This window comes from Burkholderia sp. BCC1208 (assembly GCF_902833095.1).
Lineage (GTDB): Bacteria > Pseudomonadota > Gammaproteobacteria > Burkholderiales > Burkholderiaceae > Burkholderia.
In genome coordinates, this window is record NZ_CADFDY010000007.1 from 403384 (window position 1) to 424498 (window position 21115).

The following is a 21115-nucleotide window of genomic DNA, read 5'->3' on the forward strand; positions in this document are numbered from 1 at the left end:
ACGTTTGCAGTGTGGGCAACGTACGGCGATAGGTAAAATACGAATTCGATGACATCCTGATACGCGGAAGGTATCGCCATGATCGATCTGCGCCAGTTCCGGCAATTCATCGCGGTCGCCGAAACGCTCAGCTTCCGGCGCGCTGCCGAGCGGCTGCACATGGCCCAGCCGCCGCTCAGCGCGGCGATCCGCAAGCTCGAGGACGAACTGGGCGTCGCCTTGCTCGAACGCGACACCCGCGGCGCGCGGCTCACGCCGGCCGGCGAAGCATTCCTGCTCGAAGCGCGGCGCGCGCTCGAACAGGCCGAACGCGCGGTGGCCGTGGCGCGCCGCGCGGGCGCCGGCCTCGGCGGCACGCTGCGGCTGCGCTTCGTCGACAGCACGGTCAATGCGCTGTTGCCGCTGATCCTGCGTGCGTTCCAGGAACGGCATCCGGACGTCGATTTCCAGCTCGAGGAAGGCACGACCGCCGAGCAGGTGCTTGCGCTGCGTCACGATCGCACGGACGTCGGCCTCGTCGTGCTGCCGGTGGCCGATGCCGGCGACGTGCGTGTCGAGCCGCTGCTGCGCGACCGGATGGTGGCCGCGCTGCCCGACGGCCACCGGCTCGCGCGCCGCCACCGCATCGCGCTGGCCGAGCTGGCGGACGAACCGTGGGTCATGTTTGCCGCGCACCACGGACCCGGCATGCATGCGCTGATCGTGACGGCATGCGCGCAGGCGGGCTTCGCGCCGCGCGTGGTCCAGCAACCGCGCCAGATGCAGACGACGGCCGGGCTCGTCGCGGGCGGCATCGGCATCGCGCTGATGCCGCGCCTGTTCGTGCCGATGCAGCCGCAAGGCATTACGTTCTGCGAACTGAAGGATGCGGGCAGCCCGCTCGCGTACGAACTGGCGCTCGCGTACCGTACGCCGTCGCCGCTCGTCGATGCGCTGCGCGAGAGCGCGCGCAACGCGGTGCGCGCGCTGGGGCTGGTTGCCGCGACGTGACCGCGCGCATCGCGCGTGGCGCTCAGTCGCCGAGGAAGTTGAACACGACGCCGAGCACGGCCTGTCGGAATGCGTCCGGCCGCGTCGGCAGCGACGTGAACTCCAGCATCATGTGGCTGTACGACACCGTCATGCCCACGGCGCTCGCGATCATGAAGAACAGCACGTTCGGGTCGACCGGGCGGATCGCGCCGGCCTCGACCGCGTCCGCCAGCAGCGGCCACATCGCGTCGTGATACGGGCGCACGATCCGCTCCTGCAGCCGATCGAGCCGCGCGCCCTCCTCGGTCGCCGCCGTCGAGAAGAACATGCCGATATCCGGCTCCGCGAATTCGTGATCGACGCACAGCTCGAGCGCGCGCCGCACGCGGTCGCGATGCGGTAGCGACGACGTGCGCAACGCGCGCAGCGCGTCGAACATCGGTTCGGCCAGTTCGACGATCTGCTCGACGACCGCCAGCCACAACGTTTCCTTCGTACCGAAGTGATGGGCGATCAGCGCCGCGTCGATGCCCAGTTCGCGCGCGACTTCGCGCACGCTCGTCGCGTCGTAGCCGCGCTTCGCGAACGTGCGGCGCGCGGCCCGCAATATCAGGTCCGGACCGACGGACGCATCCGCCAGCGGCCGTCCGCGCGTACGCCGCTTCGGCGGCACGCGCTCAGTGACTTCTGCCACGTCTTTCCTGCTCCTTGAACGATTCGAATGTCCGTGCCCGGTACCCCGGTTTCAGGTACCGGAAGCGGGCAGCCCGCCCCGCTCCGTTGACACGCGGAGCCGGGAAGCGCTAGGATCATACATTATTCATCGCTTGATGATTTATTCATGACAACCCCTACACGCATCGTCATCGTCGGCGGCGGGATCGCCGGGCTGCAGCTCGCGACCCGTCTGGGCGAACGTCTCGGCCGGTCCGGGCGGGCGCAGATCACGGTCGTCGACCGGAGTCCCACGCACATCTGGAAGCCGATGCTGCACACGATCGCGGCCGGCACGCGCGACGTCCAGCAGCAACAGGTGATCTTCCTCGCCCACGCCCGCGATCACGGCTACACGTACCAGCCCGGCGAACTGAAGGGGCTCGATCGCGCACGCCGCCGCGTGCAGCTCAGCGAGATCCGCTCGCAGGACGGCGACGTGGTGATCGACGCACGCGAACTCGAATACGACGTGCTGATCCTCGCGCTCGGCAGCCAGGCCAACGATTTCGGCGTGCCCGGCGTAAGCGAGCACTGTTACTTCATCGACAGCCAGCAGCAGGCGGAGACCTTCAACGAGGCGTTGCGGATGCGCGTGTTCCGCAGCATCGCGCGCGACGAGCCATTTCGCGTCGCGATCGTCGGCGCGGGCGCGACGGGCGTGGAACTCGCGGCGGAGTTGAGCCGTTTGCTGGAAGTGGCGCAGGCGTACGGCGACGAAACGGTGCGCGAGCGGCTGCAACTCACGCTGCTCGAAAGCGGCCCGCGCATCCTCAACGCGTTTCCGGCGCGTATTTCCGCGTCGGCCCAGCGGCGGCTCGAACAGATCGGCTTTCGCGTGCTGACGTCGACGCGCGTCACGTCGGCCGACGCGAACGGTTTCCACTACGGCGACGGTTCGTTCGCCGAAGCGGATCTGATGGTCTGGGCGGCCGGCGTGAAGGCGCCCGATTTCATGCAGGCGCTGGACGGGCTCGACACGAACCGCGCGAACCAGATCGTCGTCGGCCCCACGCTGCAGGCGAGCGGCGACGAGCACGTGTTCGCGATCGGCGATTGCGGAAGCCTGCTGCCCGACGGCCACGAACGGCCGCTGCCGCCGACCGCTCAGGTCGCGACGCAACAGGCCGAGCACCTCGCGAAGCACTTGCCCGCGTGGCTCGACGGCACGCCGATTCCGCCGTTCGCGTTCCACGATTTCGGCGCGCTGGTGTCGATCAGCGACTACGACGCGTTCGGCACGCTCGGGCAGTTCGGCTTCTTCCGCGGCGGCTTCATCCAGGGACGCTTCGCGCAGTTCAGCCACCTGATGCTCTACCGGCGGCACCAGCAGGCGCTGCACGGTTTCTCCAAGGCGACCTTGCTGTGGATCGCCGAACGGATCAACGGCTGGGTGCAGCCGCGCATCCGCCTGTCGTGATGCCGCGCGTCGCGGCACCGCGTAACGTTTCGAGGAACAGTGACATGAACAACCGTGCAGCGCCCTGGCTCATGACCGTCGCCGCAATCGGCAGCTTCGACATGCCGTCCGTCTCGTGGAGCGGGCCACGGCGGCGCAGCGTCACGCGCGACCGGCTGCCGTCGTGGGACGCGACGAGCAAGCCGACCATCAGCGTGCTCGAACGACCCACGGCCGACACCGTGATGATCTCGTGGTGCGACGCTTGCACCGGGCACTACGGCTACCAGAAGTGGCGCCTGTTCACGACGCGCAAGCGCGGCGTGTGCGCGCTGTCGGGGCGGTCGATCGAGATCGGCGACAGCGTCTATGCGCCGCAACTGCTCGGCTCGGCGCCGGGCAACGCCGCCGCGATGGTGCTCGCGGCGTGCATCGACGATGCCCTGGCAGCCTGACCGTCAGGTCGACGTGGCCTGACCGGCGCCATAGGTCGGATCGCCGTTCTGCCGTTCGAGTTCCGCATCGAGGTGCGCGGCATGGGCGCTCGCTTCGGACTCCGACATCAACTCGCCTTCCCACTTCGCGACCACCGCGCTGGCGATCGAGTTGCCTACCGCGTTCGTGGCCGAGCGGCCCATGTCGAGGAACGTGTCGACGCCGAGAATCAGCAGCAGCCCGGCTTCCGGGATGTTGAACTGGTGCAGCGTGGCCGCGATCACGACGAGCGACGCGCGCGGCACGCCGGCCATCCCCTTCGACGTCAGCATCAGGATCAGCAGCATCGTGATCTGCGTGCCGAGCGACAGGTGGATGTTGTAGGCCTGCGCGATGAACAGCGACGCGAACGTGCAGTACATCATCGAGCCGTCGAGATTGAACGAATAGCCCATCGGCATCACGAAGCTCGAGATCTTGCGCCGCACGCCGAAACGGTCGAGCGCGTCGAGGATCTTCGGATACGCGGCTTCGGAGCTGGCCGTCGCGAACGACAGCATGAACGCTTCCTTGATCAGCACGAGCAGCTTGAACACGCGGCGGCCGAGGAACAGCAGCCCGGCCGCGACGAGCGTGGCCCACAGCAGCATGAGGCTCACGTAGAAGTCGCCCATGAACACCGCGAACTTCAGCAGGATCGACAGCCCGTTGACCGCGACGGTCGACGCCATCGCGGCCATCACCGCGAGCGGCGCGAGCTTCATCACGTAGCCGGTGATCTTCAGCATCACGTGCGCGAGCTGATCGATCGCGGCGACCAGGATCTTCCCGCGCTCGCCGAGTGCGGCGAGCGCGACGCCGAAGAACATCGAGAACACGACGATCTGCAGGATCTCGTTGTTCGCCATCGCTTCGGCGATCGACTTCGGCACCATGTGGCCGACGAAATCCTTCAGCGTGAACTTGGACGTCGCGAGATGCGCGGACGCGCCGATGTCCGGCAGCGGCAGGCCGAGGTTCTCGCCCGGCCGCAGCAGATTCGCCATCAGCAGGCCCAGCAGCAGCGAGATCAGCGACGCGGTGACGAACCAGCCGAGCGCCTTCACGAACACGCGCCCGACCGACGACGCATCGCCCATGTGCGCGATGCCGACGACCAGCGTCGAGAACACCAGCGGGCCGATCACCATCTTGATCAGCCGCAGGAACACGTCGGACACGAGTGAGATGTAGCCGGCGATTTCAGCGGCCGACTGCTTGTCCGGAAGCTGCGTGTAGATCAGGTAGCCGATCAGGATGCCGGCTGCCATCGCGAGCAGGATCCAGCCTGCCGCAGACATTCGTTTGTTCATGACGGAATTCGCCGCACGGCGATGAAGTTGAAGGAAGAAAGGCACGCGTGCCGTGCCGCTCGGGCCCACACGGATGTCCGCGGGCGGACGCGCTGCCGCCGCACCGGCATTCGCGGCAACGCGAACGCCGGCGGCAGCGATTCGGCATCGAACGGTCGGGTCAGTAGCCGATCGCCGAGCCGGCCGGACGGCGCGGGTCGTTGTAGCCGTAGATGAAGCCGACACGCACGTTGCCGGACACGGACGAATCGTTGCCGGAACTCTGGCGGCTCGCCGCTTCGGTGCCCGGCAGGCCGACCATGATCAGCTCGGCGGCACCCCACGGCGTCTGCTCGACCATCTTGTAGCCCATGTTGCCCAGGATCGCGAGCGTGTCGGGCGACAGGCCGTAGGTTTCGTAATAGACCGCGTCGGGCAGCCACTGGTGATGAATGCGCGGCGCGGCGACCGCGTCCTGCGGCGTCATCCCGTAGTCGATCACGTTCAGCACGGTCTGCAGCGTGATCGTGATGATGCGCGAGCCGCCCGGCGAACCGACCACCATGAACACCTTGCCGTCCTTCTTCACGATGGTCGGCGCCATCGACGACAGCGGACGCTTGCCCGGCGCGATCGAATTGCGCGTGCCCTGCACGAGGCCGAACAGGTTCTGCGCGCCGACCTTCACGGTGAAGTCGTCCATCTCGTCGTTCAGGAAGAAGCCCGTGCCCGGCGCGATGACCACGGCGCCGAAGCGGCCGTTGACCGTATAGGTCGTCGACACCGCGTTGCCGTCGTGGTCGACGATCGAGTAATGCGTCGTTTCGGGCTTCTCGTGCACGCCGACACCGGGCTGCACGTCGACCGACGGCGTCGCCGTATCGGCATGGATGCTCTTGCGGATCTGCGCCGCGTACTCCTTGCTCGTCAGCTTCGCGACCGGGTTGTCGATGAAGTTCGGATCGCCGAGCAGCGTGTTGCGGTCTTCGTACGCATGGCGCATCGCTTCGGTCATATAGTGGACCGCCGCGGCCGAGTGGTAGCCGAGCTTGCGCAGGTCATACCCTTCGAGGATGTTCAGCGTCTCGCACATCGTCACGCCACCCGAGCTCGGCGGCGGCGCCGACACGAACTCGTAGCCGCGATACGTGCACGTCAGCGGCGCCATGTCCTGCGCGCGATAGGACGCGAAATCGGCCGCCGTGATCACGCCGCCGCCGCGCCGGGCCGCCGCCTCGACGATCTTCGGGATCTCGCCGTGATAGAACGCGTCGGGCCCCTGCTCCGCGATGCGCTCGAGCGTGCGGGCCAGGTCCTTCTGCACCAGGCGGTCGCCCGGCTGCAGCGCCGTGCCGTCCGGGCGCAGGAAAATGCGCGCGGCTTCCGGGTCGTTCCTGAAGCGCTCGACCGTCGTGTCGAGGATGTCGGTATCGCCGCGCGTCAGCACGAAGCCGTCGCGTGCCAGCCGGATCGCCGGCGCCATCACCTGCTTGCGCGTCAGCTTCCCGTACTTGCGCTGCGCGAGATCGAGGCCGGCCACCGTGCCCGGCACGCCGACCGCGCGATAGCCGTACAGGCTCTGGTCCGGGATGACGTTGCCCGCCGCATCGAGATACATGTTCGCGGATGCCGCGGCCGGTGCGGTCTCGCGGAAATTGATGAAGCGGTCGCGGCCGTCGGCCAGGTGGAGGGTCATGAAGCCGCCGCCGCCGATGTTGCCGCAGCACGAATTGGTCACGGCCTGCGCATAGCCGACGGCCACCGCCGCGTCCACCGCGTTGCCGCCTTCCTTGAGGATGTCGACGCCGATCTGCGACGCGAAGTGCTGCGACGACACGACCATGCCGTTCTTCGCTTCGACCGCCGGGTCCGACGCGGCGAACGCGCACACGCTCATCGCGGACAACAGGATGAATACTACGAGCCGCCTCATGACGGAATCCTCCAGACGAATAAACCGGTCCATGCCGGGATGCACGGCCGCGCCATTGCGTATCGACACCGCCAACCCGGCATGTAATAAACGATACATTTCCGCAAGGCCGCGATCATAACACTCGCTTTTTTGCGTCAAAAACTAGGGTAATCACTGAAAATCAAGGCGAAGAAGTCTCGATGCGCCCGTCGAGGAGTGTTTGATTTATTACATATATGAACGGATCCGTTGGCCGAGTGATGCGTCCCTCTAATTTCGGACCGGACGCGGCCCGCCGCACGTCAATCGGCTAACATGCGTGCAGTTGCCGGCAGACGCCCGTCTGCCGTTTGATCGTTCAATTCAGATAGAGAGCCGGAGGGCCGATGGGGACGAGCATCAGGGCGTTGCTGTTATCCCAGATGGATAGCTTCACGCCGTCGGAACAGAAGGTCGCGCAGGCGTTGCTGGATCGCTATCCGAGTCTCGGGCTGGGCCCCATCGCGCAGTTTGCGAAGCAGGCGGAAGTCAGCGACCCGACCGTGTTCCGCTTCGTCGTCCGGATCGGCTTTCCGAACTACTCGTCGTTCCAGCAGGCGCTGCACGACGAGATCGACACCGCGATGAATTCGCCGCTCGCGCGGATGGATGCATTCCACTCGGAGACGGGCATGCGCGACAGCCATGCGGCGATTTTCCAGCGGCTGTCCGAATCGCTCGCGACCACGATCGAAGGGCTCGACGCGGCCGCGTTCGACGCAGCGGTGGCGGTGCTGGCCGATCCGGACGTGCGCGTCTTCTGCGGCGGCGGCCGCTATACGGCGCCGCTCGCGTCGCTGTTCTCGTTCACGCTGGCCTATGCACGGCCGCACGTGCAGTACGTCGAGCCGAACGTGAATCTCGCCTCCGTCGCGCTGGCCGACATGGGGCGCAACGATCTGCTCGTGATCTTCGACTTTCGCCGCTATCAGAAGGGCAGCATTCGCTTCGCGCAGGCCGCGCATCGGCTGGGCGCCCGGATCCTGCTGATCACCGACGAATGGCGCTCGCCGATCGGCGAATTCGCGGAGATCGTGCTGCGGATCCAGGGCCGCCCTTTCGCGATGCTGCAGACCAACGTGCCGGCGCTGGCACTCGCCGAAGCGCTGGTGATCGGCGTGACGAACCGGCTGCCGGAACTGGCGCGGCAACGGATGGAGAAGATCGAGCAGCTCAACGCGGGCGGGATCGAGTGGGATACCAGCCAGCGCGATTTGCCCGAATGACGCGTGGTCGCCATTCGGGCCTGGATCTCAACTCTCGACATCCTCCAGGCTGAACACTTCCGTCTTGTCGTTGTACGAAAAGACCTCCCCGTACCGCCCCCAGTCGATCACCGCGTCGAGCGTTTCCTCGGCCGCTTCGTCGGACAGGAAATCCTCGAGTTCCTGCTCGAAGCGCACGCGCGGCGCACGGTGACCCGGACGCTCGTTCAGCACTTTCCTGATCCGGGCGGCGAGCGGCACGTGCTTCAGCAGGTGATCCGCGAACATCAGCTTGCGCTCCTGCGTGCCGAATTCCGCGAACACGCGCGCGGGCGGCGTCAGGAACACGTCGCCTTCGCGCACGTCCGCGAAGCCGAGGTGCTGCAGCACTTCCACGATCGGGAACAGCTCGTCGACTTCCAGATGCAGCGTGCGCGCGATTTCCGGCATGTCCGCGCGGCCATGGTACGGCGCCATCGCGAGCGTCTCGATCAGGCCGGCCATCAGGTTGGTCGACACGCGCGGCAGCCAGCTGCCGAGCTCGAGCCCCTTCTTCGTCGCCTCGCCGGTCTGACGCGCGGTCATCTTCGCGTAGATGTCGTCGACGAGCTTGCGGAAATCGGTGTCGAGCCGGTTGCGCGGGTGCTTGAACGGCACCTTGATCTCGGCGATCACGCGGCCCGGGTTCGACGACAGCACGAGGATCCGGTCGCACATGAACACCGCTTCCTCGATGTTGTGCGTGACGATCAGCACCGACTTGATCGGCATGCGGCCCTGCGTCCACAGATCGAGCAGGTCGGTACGCAGCGTTTCGGCGGTCAGCACGTCGAGCGCGGAGAACGGCTCGTCCATCAGCAGGATGGTCGGATCGACGACGAGCGCGCGCGCAAACCCGACGCGCTGACGCATCCCGCCCGACAGCTCGCGCGGATACGCGTTCTCGAAGCCGTCGAGGCCGATCAGGTCGATCGCGGCCAGCGCGCGTTCGCGCCGCTCGCGCGCGCCGACGCCGAGCGCCTCGAGCCCGGCTTCCACGTTCTGCAGCACGGTGAGCCACGGGAACAGCGCGAAGGTCTGGAACACCATCGCGACGCCCTCGGCCGGGCCGCGCAGCGGCTGGCCGAGATAGGTCACCTCGCCGCCGGTCGGCTCGATCAGCCCGGCGATGATGCGCAGCAGCGTCGACTTGCCCGAGCCCGACCGGCCGAGCAGGCCGACGATCTCGCCTTCGCGCAGCGACAGGTTCGCGTCGTCGAGCACGAGCAGTTCGCCCTGCGTCTTGTTGAAGCCGCGGTTCACGTGCTCGACGCGCAGGATCTCTTCACCGAGCCGGGGCGGCTGCAGCGGCTGGGACGTCTTGACGGGGGCGTTGATAACGGTCGAATTTTGCATCGCGCTTACTCTCAATCGAGACGGAGCCGGGATTCCGCATAGGCGTACATCGGACGCCACAGCAGGCGGTTGAACAAGGTAACGAACAGGGACATCACGGCGATGCCGAGGATGATCTTCGGGAAATCGCCGGCGGCGGTCGTTTGCGCGATATACGAGCCAAGACCGTGCGCGACGACCTTCGTGTCGCCCCACTGCACGAACTCGGACACGATGCTCGCGTTCCACGCGCCGCCCGATGCGGTGATCGCGCCGGTCACGTAGTACGGGAAGATGCCGGGCAGGATCGCCTGGCGCCACCACTGCCAGCCGCGGATGCGGAAATTCTTCGTCGCTTCCTTGTAGTCGTTCGGATAGGACATCGCGCCGGCAATCACGTTGAACAGGATGTACCACTGCGTACCGAGCACGATCAGCGGCGACAGCCAGATGTCCGCGTTCAGGTGAAAACGGACGATCACGATCACGAACACCGGAAACAGCAGGTTCGCCGGGAACGCGGCGAGGAACTGCGCGAGCGGCTGGATCTTCTCGGCGAGCTTCGGGCGCAGCCCGATCAGCACGCCGAGCGGCACCCAGATCACGGAGGCGATCGCGATCAGTACCAGCACGCGCAGCAGCGTGACGAGCCCGAGCACCAGCACGTGGCCGACCTCGGCCATCGTCACGCCGGTCGCGACGAAACTGACGACGCGCCACACGACGTACACCGTTAGCAGGATCACGAACGCGCCCCACACGACGTCGCCGATGCGCGACGACCGGCGCGACGATGCGCCGCGCACCCGCGTGCCCTTCGACGCCGGCACGCGCAGCGGAATCCGCGCGGCCTGCGACAGCAGCCAGCCGGCCGGCACGAGCAACTGATGGATCAGATGCGTGCGACGCATCATGTCGAGCAGCCAGGATTGCGGCGCATCGCCCGACGCGGTGTTCTCCATCCGGAACTTGTCGGCCCACGCGACGAGCGGGCGAAACAGGAACTGGTCGTAGGCGAGGATCACGACCGACATCGCGACGATCACCCAGCCGACCGCGCCGAGATTCTTGTCCGCGATCGCCTGCGCGAGATACGCGCCGATGCCCGGCAACGTGATCGTCTGGTTGCCGACGGTGATCGCCTCCGATGCGACGACGAAGAACCAGCCGCCCGACATCGACATCATCATGTTCCAGATCAGGCCCGGCATCGAGAACGGCACTTCGAGCTTCCAGAAGCGCTGCCACGACGTCAGATGGAAGCCGCGCGACACTTCGCTCAAGTCGCGCGGCACCGTGCGCAGCGACTGATAGAAGCTGAACGTCATGTTCCACGCCTGGCTCGTGAAGATCGCGAAGATCGCGGCCAGCTCCGCACCGAGCACACGCCCCGGAAACAGCGCGAGGAAGAACGTGACCGTAAACGAGATGTAGCCGAGCACCGGCACCGACTGCAGGATGTCGAGGATCGGGATCAGCACCATGCCCGCGCGGCGGCTCTTGGCGGCGAGCGTGCCGTAGGCGAGCGTGAACGTAAGCGACGCGACCATCGCGGCGAGCATCCGCAGCGTGGTGCGCAGCGCGTATTCGGGCAGGTTCGACGGATCCAGCGAGATCTTCTGAGTCTGCAGCACGCCGATCGGCGCCATCGTCTGGTGAAAACCGACGATCGCCATCGCCAGCACGCAGATGATCAGCGGAAACGCGACGGCATCCCAGCGGTTGGGCAGCACGCGCCACGCCGAGGCGTTCGCGGTGCGGTTCGGATCGAAACGGATATCCATCGGTAGCGTCTTGTGTCGAATTGAAAATCGATGGGTCCGGCCGCGTGCCGCGCGGCCGGGCGTCGCACCCATGGTGCGAATCAGGTCAGCCCGTGCAGTGCCCGGCAGGAGATGGCCGATCGCGCGAACGGCAGCACCGAGCCTTCCTTGACGAAGCGGAAATCGACGCCGGGACGCATGCCGACATGGGCGATGCCGCGGGCAATGATCAGAAAAAACAGCGCGAGGCTGAAGGTGCGCGTGCGGTGACCGACCGCACCGACCGTGTCCGTTGCCGCGAGGCTCGGCATGAAGGGCTCCGGAGAGGTGATTCGGAGTGGGAGGCTATCGGGCGGTCGTGACGCAAATGTGACGTGTCACTTACAGGACATTGACAGGTCGTCCGGCGGGCGTCGCGCATCGCCCCGTCGGGCGCCAACACGAGGGTTCGATCTCGCAACGGCCGGGAATAAATCCGCCGCGTCGCCGGTATCGCATGCGAAAGCGCCGGCTTATTCCAGGACGATCCGGCCGTCCGGTTTCGTCACACGAATGCGAGGCTTACATGTCTTCATCGACCCCCACCCGCCCGTCGCGCCGCAAGGCCCTGCAGTGCATGGCCTTCGGTGGGCTCGGCACGCTGTTCACGCTGTCGGGCGGCATCCTCACCCCGTTCGACCTCGCCCTCGCGCAGACCGGCGACGCGCGCCCGGCCGACGCGGGCCGGCCGCTGTTCGTGCAGATCAGCGATACGCACATCGGCTTCAACAAGGACGCGAATCCCGACGTGTCGGCCACGCTGAAACAGACGATCGACCTCGTCAACGGGATGCCCGCGCTGCCCGCGCTGACGATCCATACCGGCGACATCACGCACCTCTCGAAGCCGGAGGAATTCGACCACGCGTCGCAGTTGCTGTCCGCGCTGCGCGTGCCGGAACTGCATACGGTGCCCGGCGAACACGACGTCACCGACGGTTCGGGCGCCGAATATTTCGGCCGCTTCGGCAAGGCGTCGGATAATCGCGGCTATTACAGCTTCGACCATGCGGGCGTGCACTTCATCGGCCTCGTCAACGTGATGCACTTCAAGCCGAACGGGCTCGGCAGCTTCGGCGACGAGCAGCTTGCGTGGCTCGCGCAGGACCTGAAAGGCCGCTCGTCGAGCACGCCGATCGTCGTGTTCTCGCACATGCCGATGTGGACCATCTACGAACCGTGGGGCTGGGGCACCGGCGACGCACCGCAGACGATGGCGCTACTGCGCCGCTTCGGCTCGGTCACCGTCCTGAACGGACACATCCATCAGATCGTGTCGAAGGTCGAGGGCAACGTGACGTTTCATACCGCCCGCTCGACCGCGTTCCCGCAACCGACTGCCGGCAACGGCCCGGGTCCCGTCCCGCTCACGGTGCCGCACGACCGGCTGCCGTCGATGCTCGGCGTGACGACCGTCGAGTTCGCCGGCCATCCGGTCGCGTCGTCGCTGCACGATGCGACGCTCGCATGATCGATACGAGGAGACCGACATGATCCGCTTCAAGCCATCTCGAGTCATCGCGGTGCTGATCCTGTGCGGCGCGGCCGCCGGCACGCCGCTCGCCGCATTCGCGCAGGGCCCGGACGGCCCGCTCGTGACGATCCGCAATTTCATGTTTTCGCCGATGTCGACCACGATCAAGGCCGGCACGACCATCACGTGGAAGAACCTCGATGCGGAGCCGCACACCGTCGTCAACGACGCGGGCATCTTTCATTCGAAGGCGCTCGACCAGGACGAGACGTACGCGTTCCGCTTCGACAAGCCGGGCGTCTACAAGGTGTTCTGCGGGATTCATCCGTACATGAAGGAGACGATCACCGTCGAATGACGCGGGCCGCCACGACACGCGCGAGCGAACGACGGGCGGCAGCCGCCTGCGAAGGCCGTCGTCCCGTTCGCCCGCGAGGTGAACGGAGCCGCCCACGATGCGTGCATTTTCCGGTCGATCGATTTTCGTCACGGGCGAGCCTTGCATGCGGGCTCACTGCCCCGCTGCGCACAGGTCCGGCGCGGTGCCGGCGACGACCGGACACGACTGCGGCAACGCCTGCCCGAACAACACGGCCAGCCCGCAAGCGGACGTGAACATGCCGAGGCCGTCATGCCCGACACCCGGCACTTCGACGACCTGCTGCGCGAGATCGTCCGGATGCCGCTTCTTCAGGTAATCGAAATAGGCGAGCCCGCGCGCCAGCCGGTACGGCCCCTGCGCCATCGCCGCGCACGAGCGGTCGATGAAATGCGTGTATGGATTCGTGTCGGCCTGCCCGAGCAGGTACACGACATGACGCGCGACGTAGCGCGTTTCGAGATCGCGCACGTCCTGCGACGCAACGTACGGCGGCGCCGACTTCAGCCCGTACTTCCATTCGGTCGCGCGCGGACAGGCGCCGCCTGCAAGGGCCTCGGCATTCGGCCGTTCGTCGTCGAAATACAGGTAACTCGACGGGTTCGCGACCACGTAGCGCACGGCAATGCCGGTGCGCGCGAGCGCGTCGCCTTCGCGCCCCGCCACCGCATAACGCTGCAGCAACTGTGCGCCGGCGGAGTGGCCGATCACGACGACCGTCGACAACGACGGATACAGGCCGCGGTCGGCGAAATGCGCGAGCAACGCGTCGAGCGCCGCGAACGAACTGATCGGGCCCGGCTCGCGCGCCGGTTCGCCGCCCTTCCATCCTTCCTGCGTCCACGCGAGCGTCGATGCGTCCAACGAAAACGCACGCGTATCGGCGCGTGTCAGGAACTGCGGCGCGACCACCATCGTGCCCGCGCCGGTCGCGCCGGCCTTTTCGACGACCTTGCGCCCCGATGCGTAGTACGCGTCGGCGTTACGGAGCGTGCCGTGAATCACGATGAACACCCGCGTGACGTCGGGCGCGGTCTGGTCGAGCGGATGGTCGGCGTAGACGGGCAGCTCCGCACGGCCCTGCGGCGTGTCGACGGTCACGCGCTGGTCGGCGACGGCCTTGACCGGCGCTTCGAGACGTTCGCGCTGCGTGGGCGTGGCGGCTGCGGCCGGCTGCGCGCCGGCCAGCATGCCGGCCGCGGCCCAGGCTACCGCGAGCGGAACGGCGAATGACAGGGCACGAGCATCCGGCAACGCACGCGAGCGTCGGATGCGGGCAAAGGCGACGGAAATGACGGACATGGCGGCGGCTCGGGTGGCGGATATGACTTGAACGGCGATGGTCGCAGAATCCGTCGCTCGCTGCCGGCCCGTTGCGGAAAACGGGTCAGCCGGCCGGTTGCGCACCCGGTTCGGCGTCGGCGCACGCTTCGCCCGCTCGACGCTGCATCTGCTGCACGATGCCGGCCAGTTCGCCGATATGCGTCGGCACGGCCTGCTTGCCGGCGCGCACCCACGCGTCGAACGACGTCATGCCGCTCACCGCGCCGACGAACGGCACGCCGGCACGCTCGGCCGCCTGCGCGTCCACGGCGTGGTCGCCGACGTAGATCGCCGCCGCAGCCGGCAAGCCCAGCCGCGCCAGTGCCTGCACGAGCCCTTCCGGGTCCGGCTTGTGGCGCTGCACGTCTTCCCCGCCGATCAGCACGTCGACCAACGATTGCAAGCCATTGCGTCCGAGAATCGCCTCGATCCGGTAGCGAAACTTGGACGACACGATCGCGACGGCGAGCCCTTGCTCGCGCAACGCCGCAAGCAACGGCGGCACTTCGGGATAAATACGGGTGCCGGGCACCATGATCTCGTCGGCGCGCGCCACGAAATGCCGCGCGAACGCATCGGCCCGCGCCGCACCGGTGTCTCCCGTCAACGAACGGAACATGTCCGGCAGCGGAAGTCCGATCACGGCGCTGATCCGCGCGGGTGTCGGGCCGGCGGCGCCGAGCTGATGCAGCGCATATTCGGTGCACGCGATGATCGCGGCGGACGAATCCGCCAGCGTCAGGTCGAAATCGAATATGACGGCCCGAACAGGCATGAACGACTCCATATGCAAAGCGCGATGGCACGTATGTTACGCGGGTGGCGATAGGGAATCGTCGACGAGATGGCCTGAAACCGGCGGCCGCGTCGAACGTACTTCGGCCGCGCTTGATCGCCCCCCGATCGTCGCACGCTATCAACCCCATTGCCGGCAGTGCTTTCAAGCATATCGTCAAAATACGATATAAGATTCGCCCATCGACGATACCCGTTTGCCTGATCGAAACACCCACCCTTTCCATGCCGACCGAACTCGACATCGACGCGATCCTGAAAGCGCTCTCGAATCCCGTGCGCCGGGAGATCCTCGTCTGGCTGAAAACGCCCGGTGAGCATTTTCCGCAGCAGACGCTGCCGTACGAACACGGTGTCTGCGCGGGCCAGATCGACGCGCGCTGCGGGCTGTCGCAGTCGACCGTCTCCGCGCACCTCGCCACGCTGCAGCGCGCGGGGCTCGTGACGTCGACGCGGATCGGCCAATGGGCGTTCTTCCGGCGCAACGAGGCCGTCATCGACGCATTTCTCGACGCCCTGCGCCGCGAACTCTAGCCAACGGCCGAACCGGCCATGCGGGGCGCCATCGCACATGACGCGATGGCTTCCACGCCTTTCGTGAAGAGGTTATTTGCCATGCCCACACTGTTCGATCCCGTTACCCTCGGCGACCTGACCCTGCCGAACCGCATCGTGATGGCGCCGCTCACCCGCTCCCGTGCGGGCGCGGCGCGCGTGCCGAACGCGCTGATGGCGCGCTACTACGCCGAGCGCGCATCGGCCGGCCTGATCATTACCGAAGCGACGTCGGTCACGCCGCAAGGCGTCGGCTATGCCGACACGCCCGGCATCTGGTCCGACGAGCAAGTCGAAGGCTGGAAGCAGATCACGCAGGCCGTGCACGCGGCCGGCGGGCGCATCGTGCTGCAACTCTGGCACGTCGGCCGGATCTCCGATCCGATGTTCCTGAACGGCGACCTGCCGGTCGCGCCGAGCGCGATCGCCGCGGGCGGCCACGTGAGCCTCGTGCGCCCGCAGCGCCCGTACGTGACGCCGCGCGCGCTCGAACTCGACGAAATCCCGGGCATCGTCGCCGCGTACCGCAAGGGCGCCGAGAACGCGAAGGCTGCGGGCTTCGACGGCGTGGAGATTCACGGCGCGAACGGCTACCTGCTCGACCAGTTCCTGCAGGACAGCACCAATCGCCGCACCGATGCGTACGGCGGCCCGATCGAGAATCGCGCCCGCCTGATGCTCGAAGTGGTCGACGCGGCGATCGACGTGTGGGGCGCCGGCCGGGTCGGCGTGCACCTCGCACCGCGCGGCGACGCGCATACGATGGGCGACTCCGATCCGGCGGCAACGTTCGGTTACGTCGCGCGCGAACTCGGCCGCCGCAAGATCGCGTTCATCTTCACGCGCGAATCGTATTCGGGCGACCACTTGAGCCCGCGCCTGAAGGAAGCGTTCGGCGGCCCGCTGATCGCGAACGAGCAGTTCACGCTCGATACCGCGCAGGCCGCGCTCGCGAACGGCAGCGCCGACGCGATCGCCTGGGGCAAGCTGTTCATCGCGAACCCGGACCTGCCGCGCCGCCTCGAAATCGGTGCGCCGCTCAACAAGCCGGTGCCGGAGACGTTCTACGCGGAAGGCGAAACGGGCTACACCGACTACCCGGCGCTGAGCGACGCGGCCTGACGGCACGACGGCGCGTGTTCAGGCGTGCACGTCCGCACGCATGAACACGCGCCGCGTTTCGTCGAGACCGAGCGCGACGTGGTGCGCGCGGATCGCGCGTAGCGCGTCGTCGAGCGCCGCATCGTCGATGATCCGGAAACCGAGGCGCGCGTAGTAAGGCGCGTTCCATGGCGCGTCGCGGAACGTCGACAGCACCACCTGCTCGACGTGCTCCCGCGCCGCGCACACCATCACCTGTTCGATGAGACGTGCGCCGATCCGCTGTCCGGCATGCGACGGCGCGACGTCCAGTTCCTCCAGATACAACCGCTGCGCATCGAGCAGCCGGTAGAACGCGAAGCCGACGCACGTGCCGTGCGGATCGACCGCGACATACGCGCGACCGTCGTCGATCCGCATCAGCACGGCGGCCGCATCGGTGGGCTCGCCGTCGGCGATATCAGCCATGCCGATCGTGCGAAACCGCTGCGCGGCGGCGACTTCCACGGCGGCCATCGCGGCCGCGTCTTCCCGCGTGGCGGGACGAATCAGAATCGATGCAGGCATGACGGCAATTCAGGCAGGCGGTCTGGAACGGCCGTCACTATAATCGAAACTTCATACGTATCGTTTCGAACGGTTTCGAACGCCCGAACCACGAGGTCCGTCATGACGTTGTCCGCACTCGCCGTCTTCGCCTTCGCACTGCTCGTCACGGCCGGCACGCCCGGCCCGAGCGTCGCCGCGCTCGTCGCGCGCGTGCTGACGAACGGCGTGCGCGACGTGCTGCCGTTCCTCGCCGCCATGTGGCTCGGCGAAGCGCTGTGGCTCACGCTCGCGGTCGCGGGGCTGTCCGCGTTCGTGCGCACGTTCGCAACGGGCCTGATCGTGCTCAAGCTGCTCGGCGTCGCTTACCTGCTGCTCCTCGCGGGGAAGATGTGGAGCGCGCCGACCGATACGGGTGGGGACGACCTGCCGCGCGGCCAGTCGCCGTGGCGCATGTTCGTCGCGGGCATGCTGGTCACGCTCGGCAACCCGAAGATCATGGTGTTCTATCTCGCGCTGCTGCCGACGATCGTCGACCTCACGCACGTCGGTGTCGTCGCGTGGGCCAAGCTGGTCGGCACGATGCTCGCGGTGCTGATCGCCGCCGACTGCCTGTGGTCATTGCTCGCGTCGCGCGCCCGCGCATTCCTGACGTCGGCCCGCGCGAAGCGGATCGCGAACCGCACGAGCGCGACCGCGATGGCCGGTGCCGCGGTGGCGATCGCGACGCGCTGAGCGGCGCCTCTTTTCTGCAAGCGCGATACATCGCGCATCACGCTCGAAGCGACCAAGTCACCCTCAAATGCTTCAGGCTGCCCCGATCAGCACATCGGCCGGAATATGCAGGCCCTCGTGCAACCTACGGATCATCGCCAAGCTCAACTCGCGCCGACCATTCAGCACTTCGTACACACGGTTGCTGTTCCCGATGTAAGGTCGCATGTCCGGCACCGACAGGCCAGCCTGCTCCATTCGGAAACGAATCGCCTCGACCGGCGTCGGAGCCCGCAGCGGGAAATGCTCACTCTCATACTTCTCGACGAGGATCGCGAGAATTTCGAGCTGGTCGCCCTCGGGCGTGCCCGGCGCCGGATCGGCGTCGACGAGTCTGGACACCACCTTCAGGGCGGCGTCGTAATCAGCCTCGGTTCGAATCGGTTGAATGTCCATATCGTTACTCCATTTCCACGGTCACCGCGTCCACCTTGTCGTATTCCGCGTGCGTTCCCACAAACTTCACGTACACGACGCCGACCTGGTACGCGACCGCAACAATCAGTCGGAAGTCGTTTCCTTTGACATTGAACACCACCCGATTCCGACCGATGAAGCTGGCACTCGCGTACTGATCCTTGATGTCCTGCGGGGTCTTCCAGTTCGCCTTCGATGCTTCCGCGTACCATGCGAGCAGTTGCTGCTCGGACTGCGCATGCCGCTCGATGAAGGTCAGGAGGGTTCTCTTGGCAACGATTCGCATGCGATGCATTATAGTCCCATATTGGGACTATCACAAGCGATCGTGTGGCTGGCTAATTCAGGTGCTCTGCCAATATGTATTTACAGCCACGCTCGGCAACCCGAAGATCATGGCGTTCTATCTCGCGCTGCTGCCGACCATCGTCGATCTGACGCATGTCGGCATCGTCGCGTGGGCCGAACTCGTCGGCACGATGTTGGCAATCCTGATTCTCGCCGACTGCTTCTGGTCGCTGCTCGCTTCGCGTGCGCGTGCGTTGCTCACCTCGGCCCGCGCGAAGCGGATCGCGAACCGCACGAGCGCGACCGCGATGGCCGGTGCCGCGGTGGCGATCGCGACGCGGTAAGCCGCCGGGCGGCGCGCATCGCGCCTCCCTTTGTCCGTCGCCTCGGGAATCGACATGAAAACCTGGCTATCGACTGTCCTGCTCTGCCTGTCCGCCACGGTCGCGCACGCGGCCGGTGTCAAGTTCGTCCGGATCCCCGCCGATGCATCCGGCCCCGAGTTGCGTGCGATCGTGTGGACGCCGTGCGCGGAGGCGATGCAAACGCTCACGGTCGGCCCTTACACACTGAAAGGACGTCGCGACTGCCCGACCGCCGGCGACAAGCTTCCGCTCGTCGTGATCTCGCACGGTCATGGCGGCACATTCCTCGGCCACCACGATCTGGCCGAAACGCTCGCCAATGCAGGCTTCGTCATCGCGGCGATCAACCATCCGGGCGACACGTTCTCCGACATGAGCCGCGCGACCGACCTGCAGGACTTCGTCGAGCGGCCGGCCGATATCAAGCGCCTGGTGGACTACATGCTCGATCACGCGCCGGATGCCGCGCACATCGACCGGGCGCGCGTCGGTTTCTTCGGCTTTTCGCGCGGCGGGTATACGGGCCTCGTACTCGCCGGCGGCAATCCGGATTTCGCACACGCGCCGGTCGCCTGCCCTGACCCGACCTGGCCGATCTGCAAGCAGATCTGGGCCGGCGACCTGCCGAAGGCGCCGCTGACGCACGACCCGCGCATCAAGGCCTACGTGCTCGCCGATCCGCTCGACGAATTCCCGACGGCCGATACGCTAAAGGACGTGCATGCACCGATCCAGCTCTGGGCGTCCGAGGCAGGCGGCGACGGCGTGGAGCCGGACACGGCCCCCGCGCTGGCCGCGCTGCTGCCGCAACGGCCTGACTTCCACGTCGTGCCGAATTCCGCGCATTTCGCGTTTCTCGCGCCGTGCCCCGAACAACTGGCCCACGACGCGCCCGACATCTGCACGGACGCAAAGGGATTCGATCGCACCGCGTTCCACGCCTCGTTCGACGCGAAGGCACTCGCATTCTTCAACGCGAATCTTCGCTAACTAACAGCGAAACGCCTTGCGCCACGTGCCCGGCGCTGGCACATGATCGTTGCATTCGATCAGCGCACGCACCAGCGCCCAGTCGTCGTCGTCGCAGAAATCGAGCAGCACCGCGCCATGCGGGCCGCGCTGCTCGCGCAAGCGCTCGGCCAGTCGCGCATGAATGCCCTGCACGCGGCCATCGCCGAATGCGACCACCGACGGATTCGCCCCCATCCCCGTTCCGCTGCAGAAACTGAGCGCCCAGCGGCCGCTGTCCGGCAACGGCAGATGCGTCAGCAGCGCGTCGATCGCGCGCCACTTCCACGCGATCGACGCGGCCACCGGCACGCGATATTCGTCCTGAATCACGAATGCACCGTCCGGATGGTCGATCGTAAACGTCGCGTTGTCGGGCCACGCGGTCAGGTCGATGCCGAGCGGCCGGCCGCTGCGAAAGCGCCGCAACAGCACGACCGCGCCGCGCACGTCGCCGAGCGTCGGCAGCGCGCCGCCGGCATGCCAGCGCAGCCGCGGATGCCGCGCGCGATGCGCGTCGAACGTCGCATCGAAACCGCGCGTGCATGCCTGCGCCGGCCACTCGTCCTTCACCGACATCACGATGCATTCGCGCGGATGCGTATCGAGAAAGCGCGTACAGGTTGCCAGCACGTCGTCGAACGTCATGCCGAGCGCGATGCCGCCATGATGGATGTCGAATGCATCGCGCGCGTGCCGGCAGCGGATGTCGAGCAGCCGCACGCCATGTGCGAGCTGCGCATCGAGCGGCGCTCGCTGCGTGCGCACCAGCCGATCGTCGACCGTATACGCACAGGTGTCATGGCTGCCCGGTAGGGTCAGCGTATGCAGCAGCCGCGCGTCGTCGAGCGCCGACATCCAGTCGGCAGGCGGCATGCACGTATCGTGGCTCGAAGGGATCATG

General features: G+C 66.7%; 22 protein-coding genes and 1 pseudogene. 11 read left to right on the forward strand and 12 right to left on the reverse strand.

Features of this window, described 5'->3' with window-relative positions; genetic code table 11:
• Nucleotides 1-78: 78 nt before the first annotated feature.
• A complete protein-coding gene (locus HWX09_RS19095; RefSeq protein WP_027781021.1) occupies nt 79-990 on the forward strand; it encodes a LysR family transcriptional regulator in 912 nt (303 codons plus the stop codon).
• A gap of 22 nt (nt 991-1012) precedes the next feature.
• Here HWX09_RS19095 and HWX09_RS19100 read toward each other — a convergent pair whose 3' ends face one another.
• Complete coding sequence (locus tag HWX09_RS19100) at nt 1013-1666, reverse strand: TetR/AcrR family transcriptional regulator (RefSeq protein ID WP_027781022.1); 654 nt, start codon at nt 1664-1666, stop codon at nt 1013-1015.
• Between the two features lie 147 nt (nt 1667-1813).
• On the opposite strand from HWX09_RS19100, the gene HWX09_RS19105 reads away from it, so the two are divergent.
• Both HWX09_RS19105 and HWX09_RS19110 read left to right on the forward strand, forming a co-directional pair.
• On the forward strand, nt 1814-3106 hold the full coding sequence (locus HWX09_RS19105) for an NAD(P)/FAD-dependent oxidoreductase (protein ID WP_027781023.1): 1293 nt from the start codon (nt 1814-1816) through the stop codon (nt 3104-3106).
• A gap of 44 nt (nt 3107-3150) precedes the next feature.
• Nucleotides 3151-3540 (forward strand): DUF3331 domain-containing protein, encoded by a 390-nt coding sequence (locus HWX09_RS19110; RefSeq protein ID WP_027781024.1) that lies wholly within the window; start codon nt 3151-3153, stop codon nt 3538-3540.
• Between the two features lie 3 nt (nt 3541-3543).
• On the opposite strand, the gene HWX09_RS19115 is transcribed toward HWX09_RS19110, so the two are convergent.
• Nucleotides 3544-4872 (reverse strand): dicarboxylate/amino acid:cation symporter, encoded by a 1329-nt coding sequence (locus tag HWX09_RS19115; RefSeq protein ID WP_027781025.1) that lies wholly within the window; start codon nt 4870-4872, stop codon nt 3544-3546.
• Between the two features lie 160 nt (nt 4873-5032).
• Nucleotides 5033-6784 (reverse strand): gamma-glutamyltransferase, encoded by a 1752-nt coding sequence (gene ggt / locus HWX09_RS19120; RefSeq protein WP_027781026.1) that lies wholly within the window; start codon nt 6782-6784, stop codon nt 5033-5035.
• Nucleotides 6785-7152: 368 nt separating this feature from the next.
• On the opposite strand from ggt, the gene HWX09_RS19125 reads away from it, so the two are divergent.
• Nucleotides 7153-8031 carry a MurR/RpiR family transcriptional regulator gene (locus tag HWX09_RS19125; RefSeq protein WP_027781027.1) on the forward strand — a complete coding sequence of 293 codons (879 nt, stop codon included), beginning with the start codon at nt 7153-7155 and terminating at the stop codon, nt 8029-8031.
• Nucleotides 8032-8058: 27 nt separating this feature from the next.
• On the opposite strand, the gene HWX09_RS19130 is transcribed toward HWX09_RS19125, so the two are convergent.
• From HWX09_RS19130 to HWX09_RS19140, 3 genes are all read right to left on the reverse strand, one after another.
• Complete coding sequence (locus HWX09_RS19130; protein WP_027781028.1) at nt 8059-9405, reverse strand: nitrate/sulfonate/bicarbonate ABC transporter ATP-binding protein; 1347 nt, start codon at nt 9403-9405, stop codon at nt 8059-8061.
• 11 nt (nt 9406-9416) lie between these two features.
• Nucleotides 9417-11168 (reverse strand): ABC transporter permease subunit, encoded by a 1752-nt coding sequence (locus HWX09_RS19135; RefSeq protein WP_027781029.1) that lies wholly within the window; start codon nt 11166-11168, stop codon nt 9417-9419.
• An 80-nt stretch (nt 11169-11248) separates the two neighbouring features.
• Nucleotides 11249-11458 carry a hypothetical protein gene (locus tag HWX09_RS19140; protein ID WP_027781030.1) on the reverse strand — a complete coding sequence of 70 codons (210 nt, stop codon included), beginning with the start codon at nt 11456-11458 and terminating at the stop codon, nt 11249-11251.
• Nucleotides 11459-11712: 254 nt separating this feature from the next.
• On the opposite strand from HWX09_RS19140, the gene HWX09_RS19145 reads away from it, so the two are divergent.
• Together HWX09_RS19145 and HWX09_RS19150 are read left to right on the forward strand one after the other, a co-directional pair.
• A complete protein-coding gene (locus HWX09_RS19145; RefSeq protein WP_027781031.1) occupies nt 11713-12657 on the forward strand; it encodes a metallophosphoesterase in 945 nt (314 codons plus the stop codon).
• Between the two features lie 19 nt (nt 12658-12676).
• Nucleotides 12677-13018, forward strand: coding sequence for a cupredoxin family copper-binding protein (locus HWX09_RS19150; protein WP_027781032.1), 342 nt, complete (start codon nt 12677-12679; stop codon nt 13016-13018).
• A 153-nt stretch (nt 13019-13171) separates the two neighbouring features.
• Here the strand turns inward: HWX09_RS19150 and HWX09_RS19155 are convergent, their stop codons facing one another.
• Both HWX09_RS19155 and HWX09_RS19160 read right to left on the reverse strand, forming a co-directional pair.
• Entirely contained in the window at nt 13172-14341 is a 1170-nt protein-coding gene (locus HWX09_RS19155) for a hypothetical protein (protein ID WP_027781033.1), read from the reverse strand.
• Nucleotides 14342-14426: 85 nt separating this feature from the next.
• Nucleotides 14427-15137 (reverse strand): HAD-IA family hydrolase, encoded by a 711-nt coding sequence (locus HWX09_RS19160; RefSeq protein ID WP_027781034.1) that lies wholly within the window; start codon nt 15135-15137, stop codon nt 14427-14429.
• 245 nt (nt 15138-15382) lie between these two features.
• Between HWX09_RS19160 and HWX09_RS19165 the strand changes: the two genes are divergently transcribed.
• Nucleotides 15383-15691, forward strand: a complete 309-nt coding sequence (locus HWX09_RS19165) for a helix-turn-helix transcriptional regulator (RefSeq protein WP_027781035.1) — start codon at nt 15383-15385, stop codon at nt 15689-15691.
• Between the two features lie 81 nt (nt 15692-15772).
• Nucleotides 15773-16834: an alkene reductase gene (locus tag HWX09_RS19170; RefSeq protein WP_027781036.1), complete on the forward strand. Its 1062-nt coding sequence runs from the start codon at nt 15773-15775 to the stop codon at nt 16832-16834.
• Nucleotides 16835-16852: 18 nt separating this feature from the next.
• Here the strand turns inward: HWX09_RS19170 and HWX09_RS19175 are convergent, their stop codons facing one another.
• A complete protein-coding gene (locus HWX09_RS19175) occupies nt 16853-17380 on the reverse strand; it encodes a GNAT family N-acetyltransferase (RefSeq protein ID WP_027781037.1) in 528 nt (175 codons plus the stop codon).
• 102 nt (nt 17381-17482) lie between these two features.
• Between HWX09_RS19175 and HWX09_RS19180 the strand changes: the two genes are divergently transcribed.
• Nucleotides 17483-18094 carry a LysE family translocator gene (locus HWX09_RS19180; protein WP_027781038.1) on the forward strand — a complete coding sequence of 204 codons (612 nt, stop codon included), beginning with the start codon at nt 17483-17485 and terminating at the stop codon, nt 18092-18094.
• 72 nt (nt 18095-18166) lie between these two features.
• On the opposite strand, the gene HWX09_RS19185 is transcribed toward HWX09_RS19180, so the two are convergent.
• Together HWX09_RS19185 and HWX09_RS19190 are read right to left on the reverse strand one after the other, a co-directional pair.
• On the reverse strand, nt 18167-18529 hold the full coding sequence (locus tag HWX09_RS19185; protein WP_027781039.1) for a transcriptional regulator: 363 nt from the start codon (nt 18527-18529) through the stop codon (nt 18167-18169).
• 4 nt (nt 18530-18533) lie between these two features.
• Entirely contained in the window at nt 18534-18836 is a 303-nt protein-coding gene (locus tag HWX09_RS19190) for a type II toxin-antitoxin system HigB family toxin (protein WP_027781040.1), read from the reverse strand.
• 88 nt (nt 18837-18924) lie between these two features.
• Between HWX09_RS19190 and HWX09_RS19195 the strand changes: the two are divergent.
• A pseudogene (locus HWX09_RS19195) lies at nt 18925-19182 on the forward strand (LysE family transporter); the annotation flags it as partial.
• A gap of 54 nt (nt 19183-19236) precedes the next feature.
• Nucleotides 19237-20193, forward strand: coding sequence for an alpha/beta hydrolase (locus HWX09_RS19200; protein WP_027781041.1), 957 nt, complete (start codon nt 19237-19239; stop codon nt 20191-20193).
• On the opposite strand, the gene HWX09_RS19205 is transcribed toward HWX09_RS19200, so the two are convergent.
• A complete protein-coding gene (locus tag HWX09_RS19205) occupies nt 20194-21114 on the reverse strand; it encodes a phosphatidylinositol-specific phospholipase C (RefSeq protein WP_155257267.1) in 921 nt (306 codons plus the stop codon).
• Between the last annotated feature and the right edge of the window lies 1 nt (nt 21115).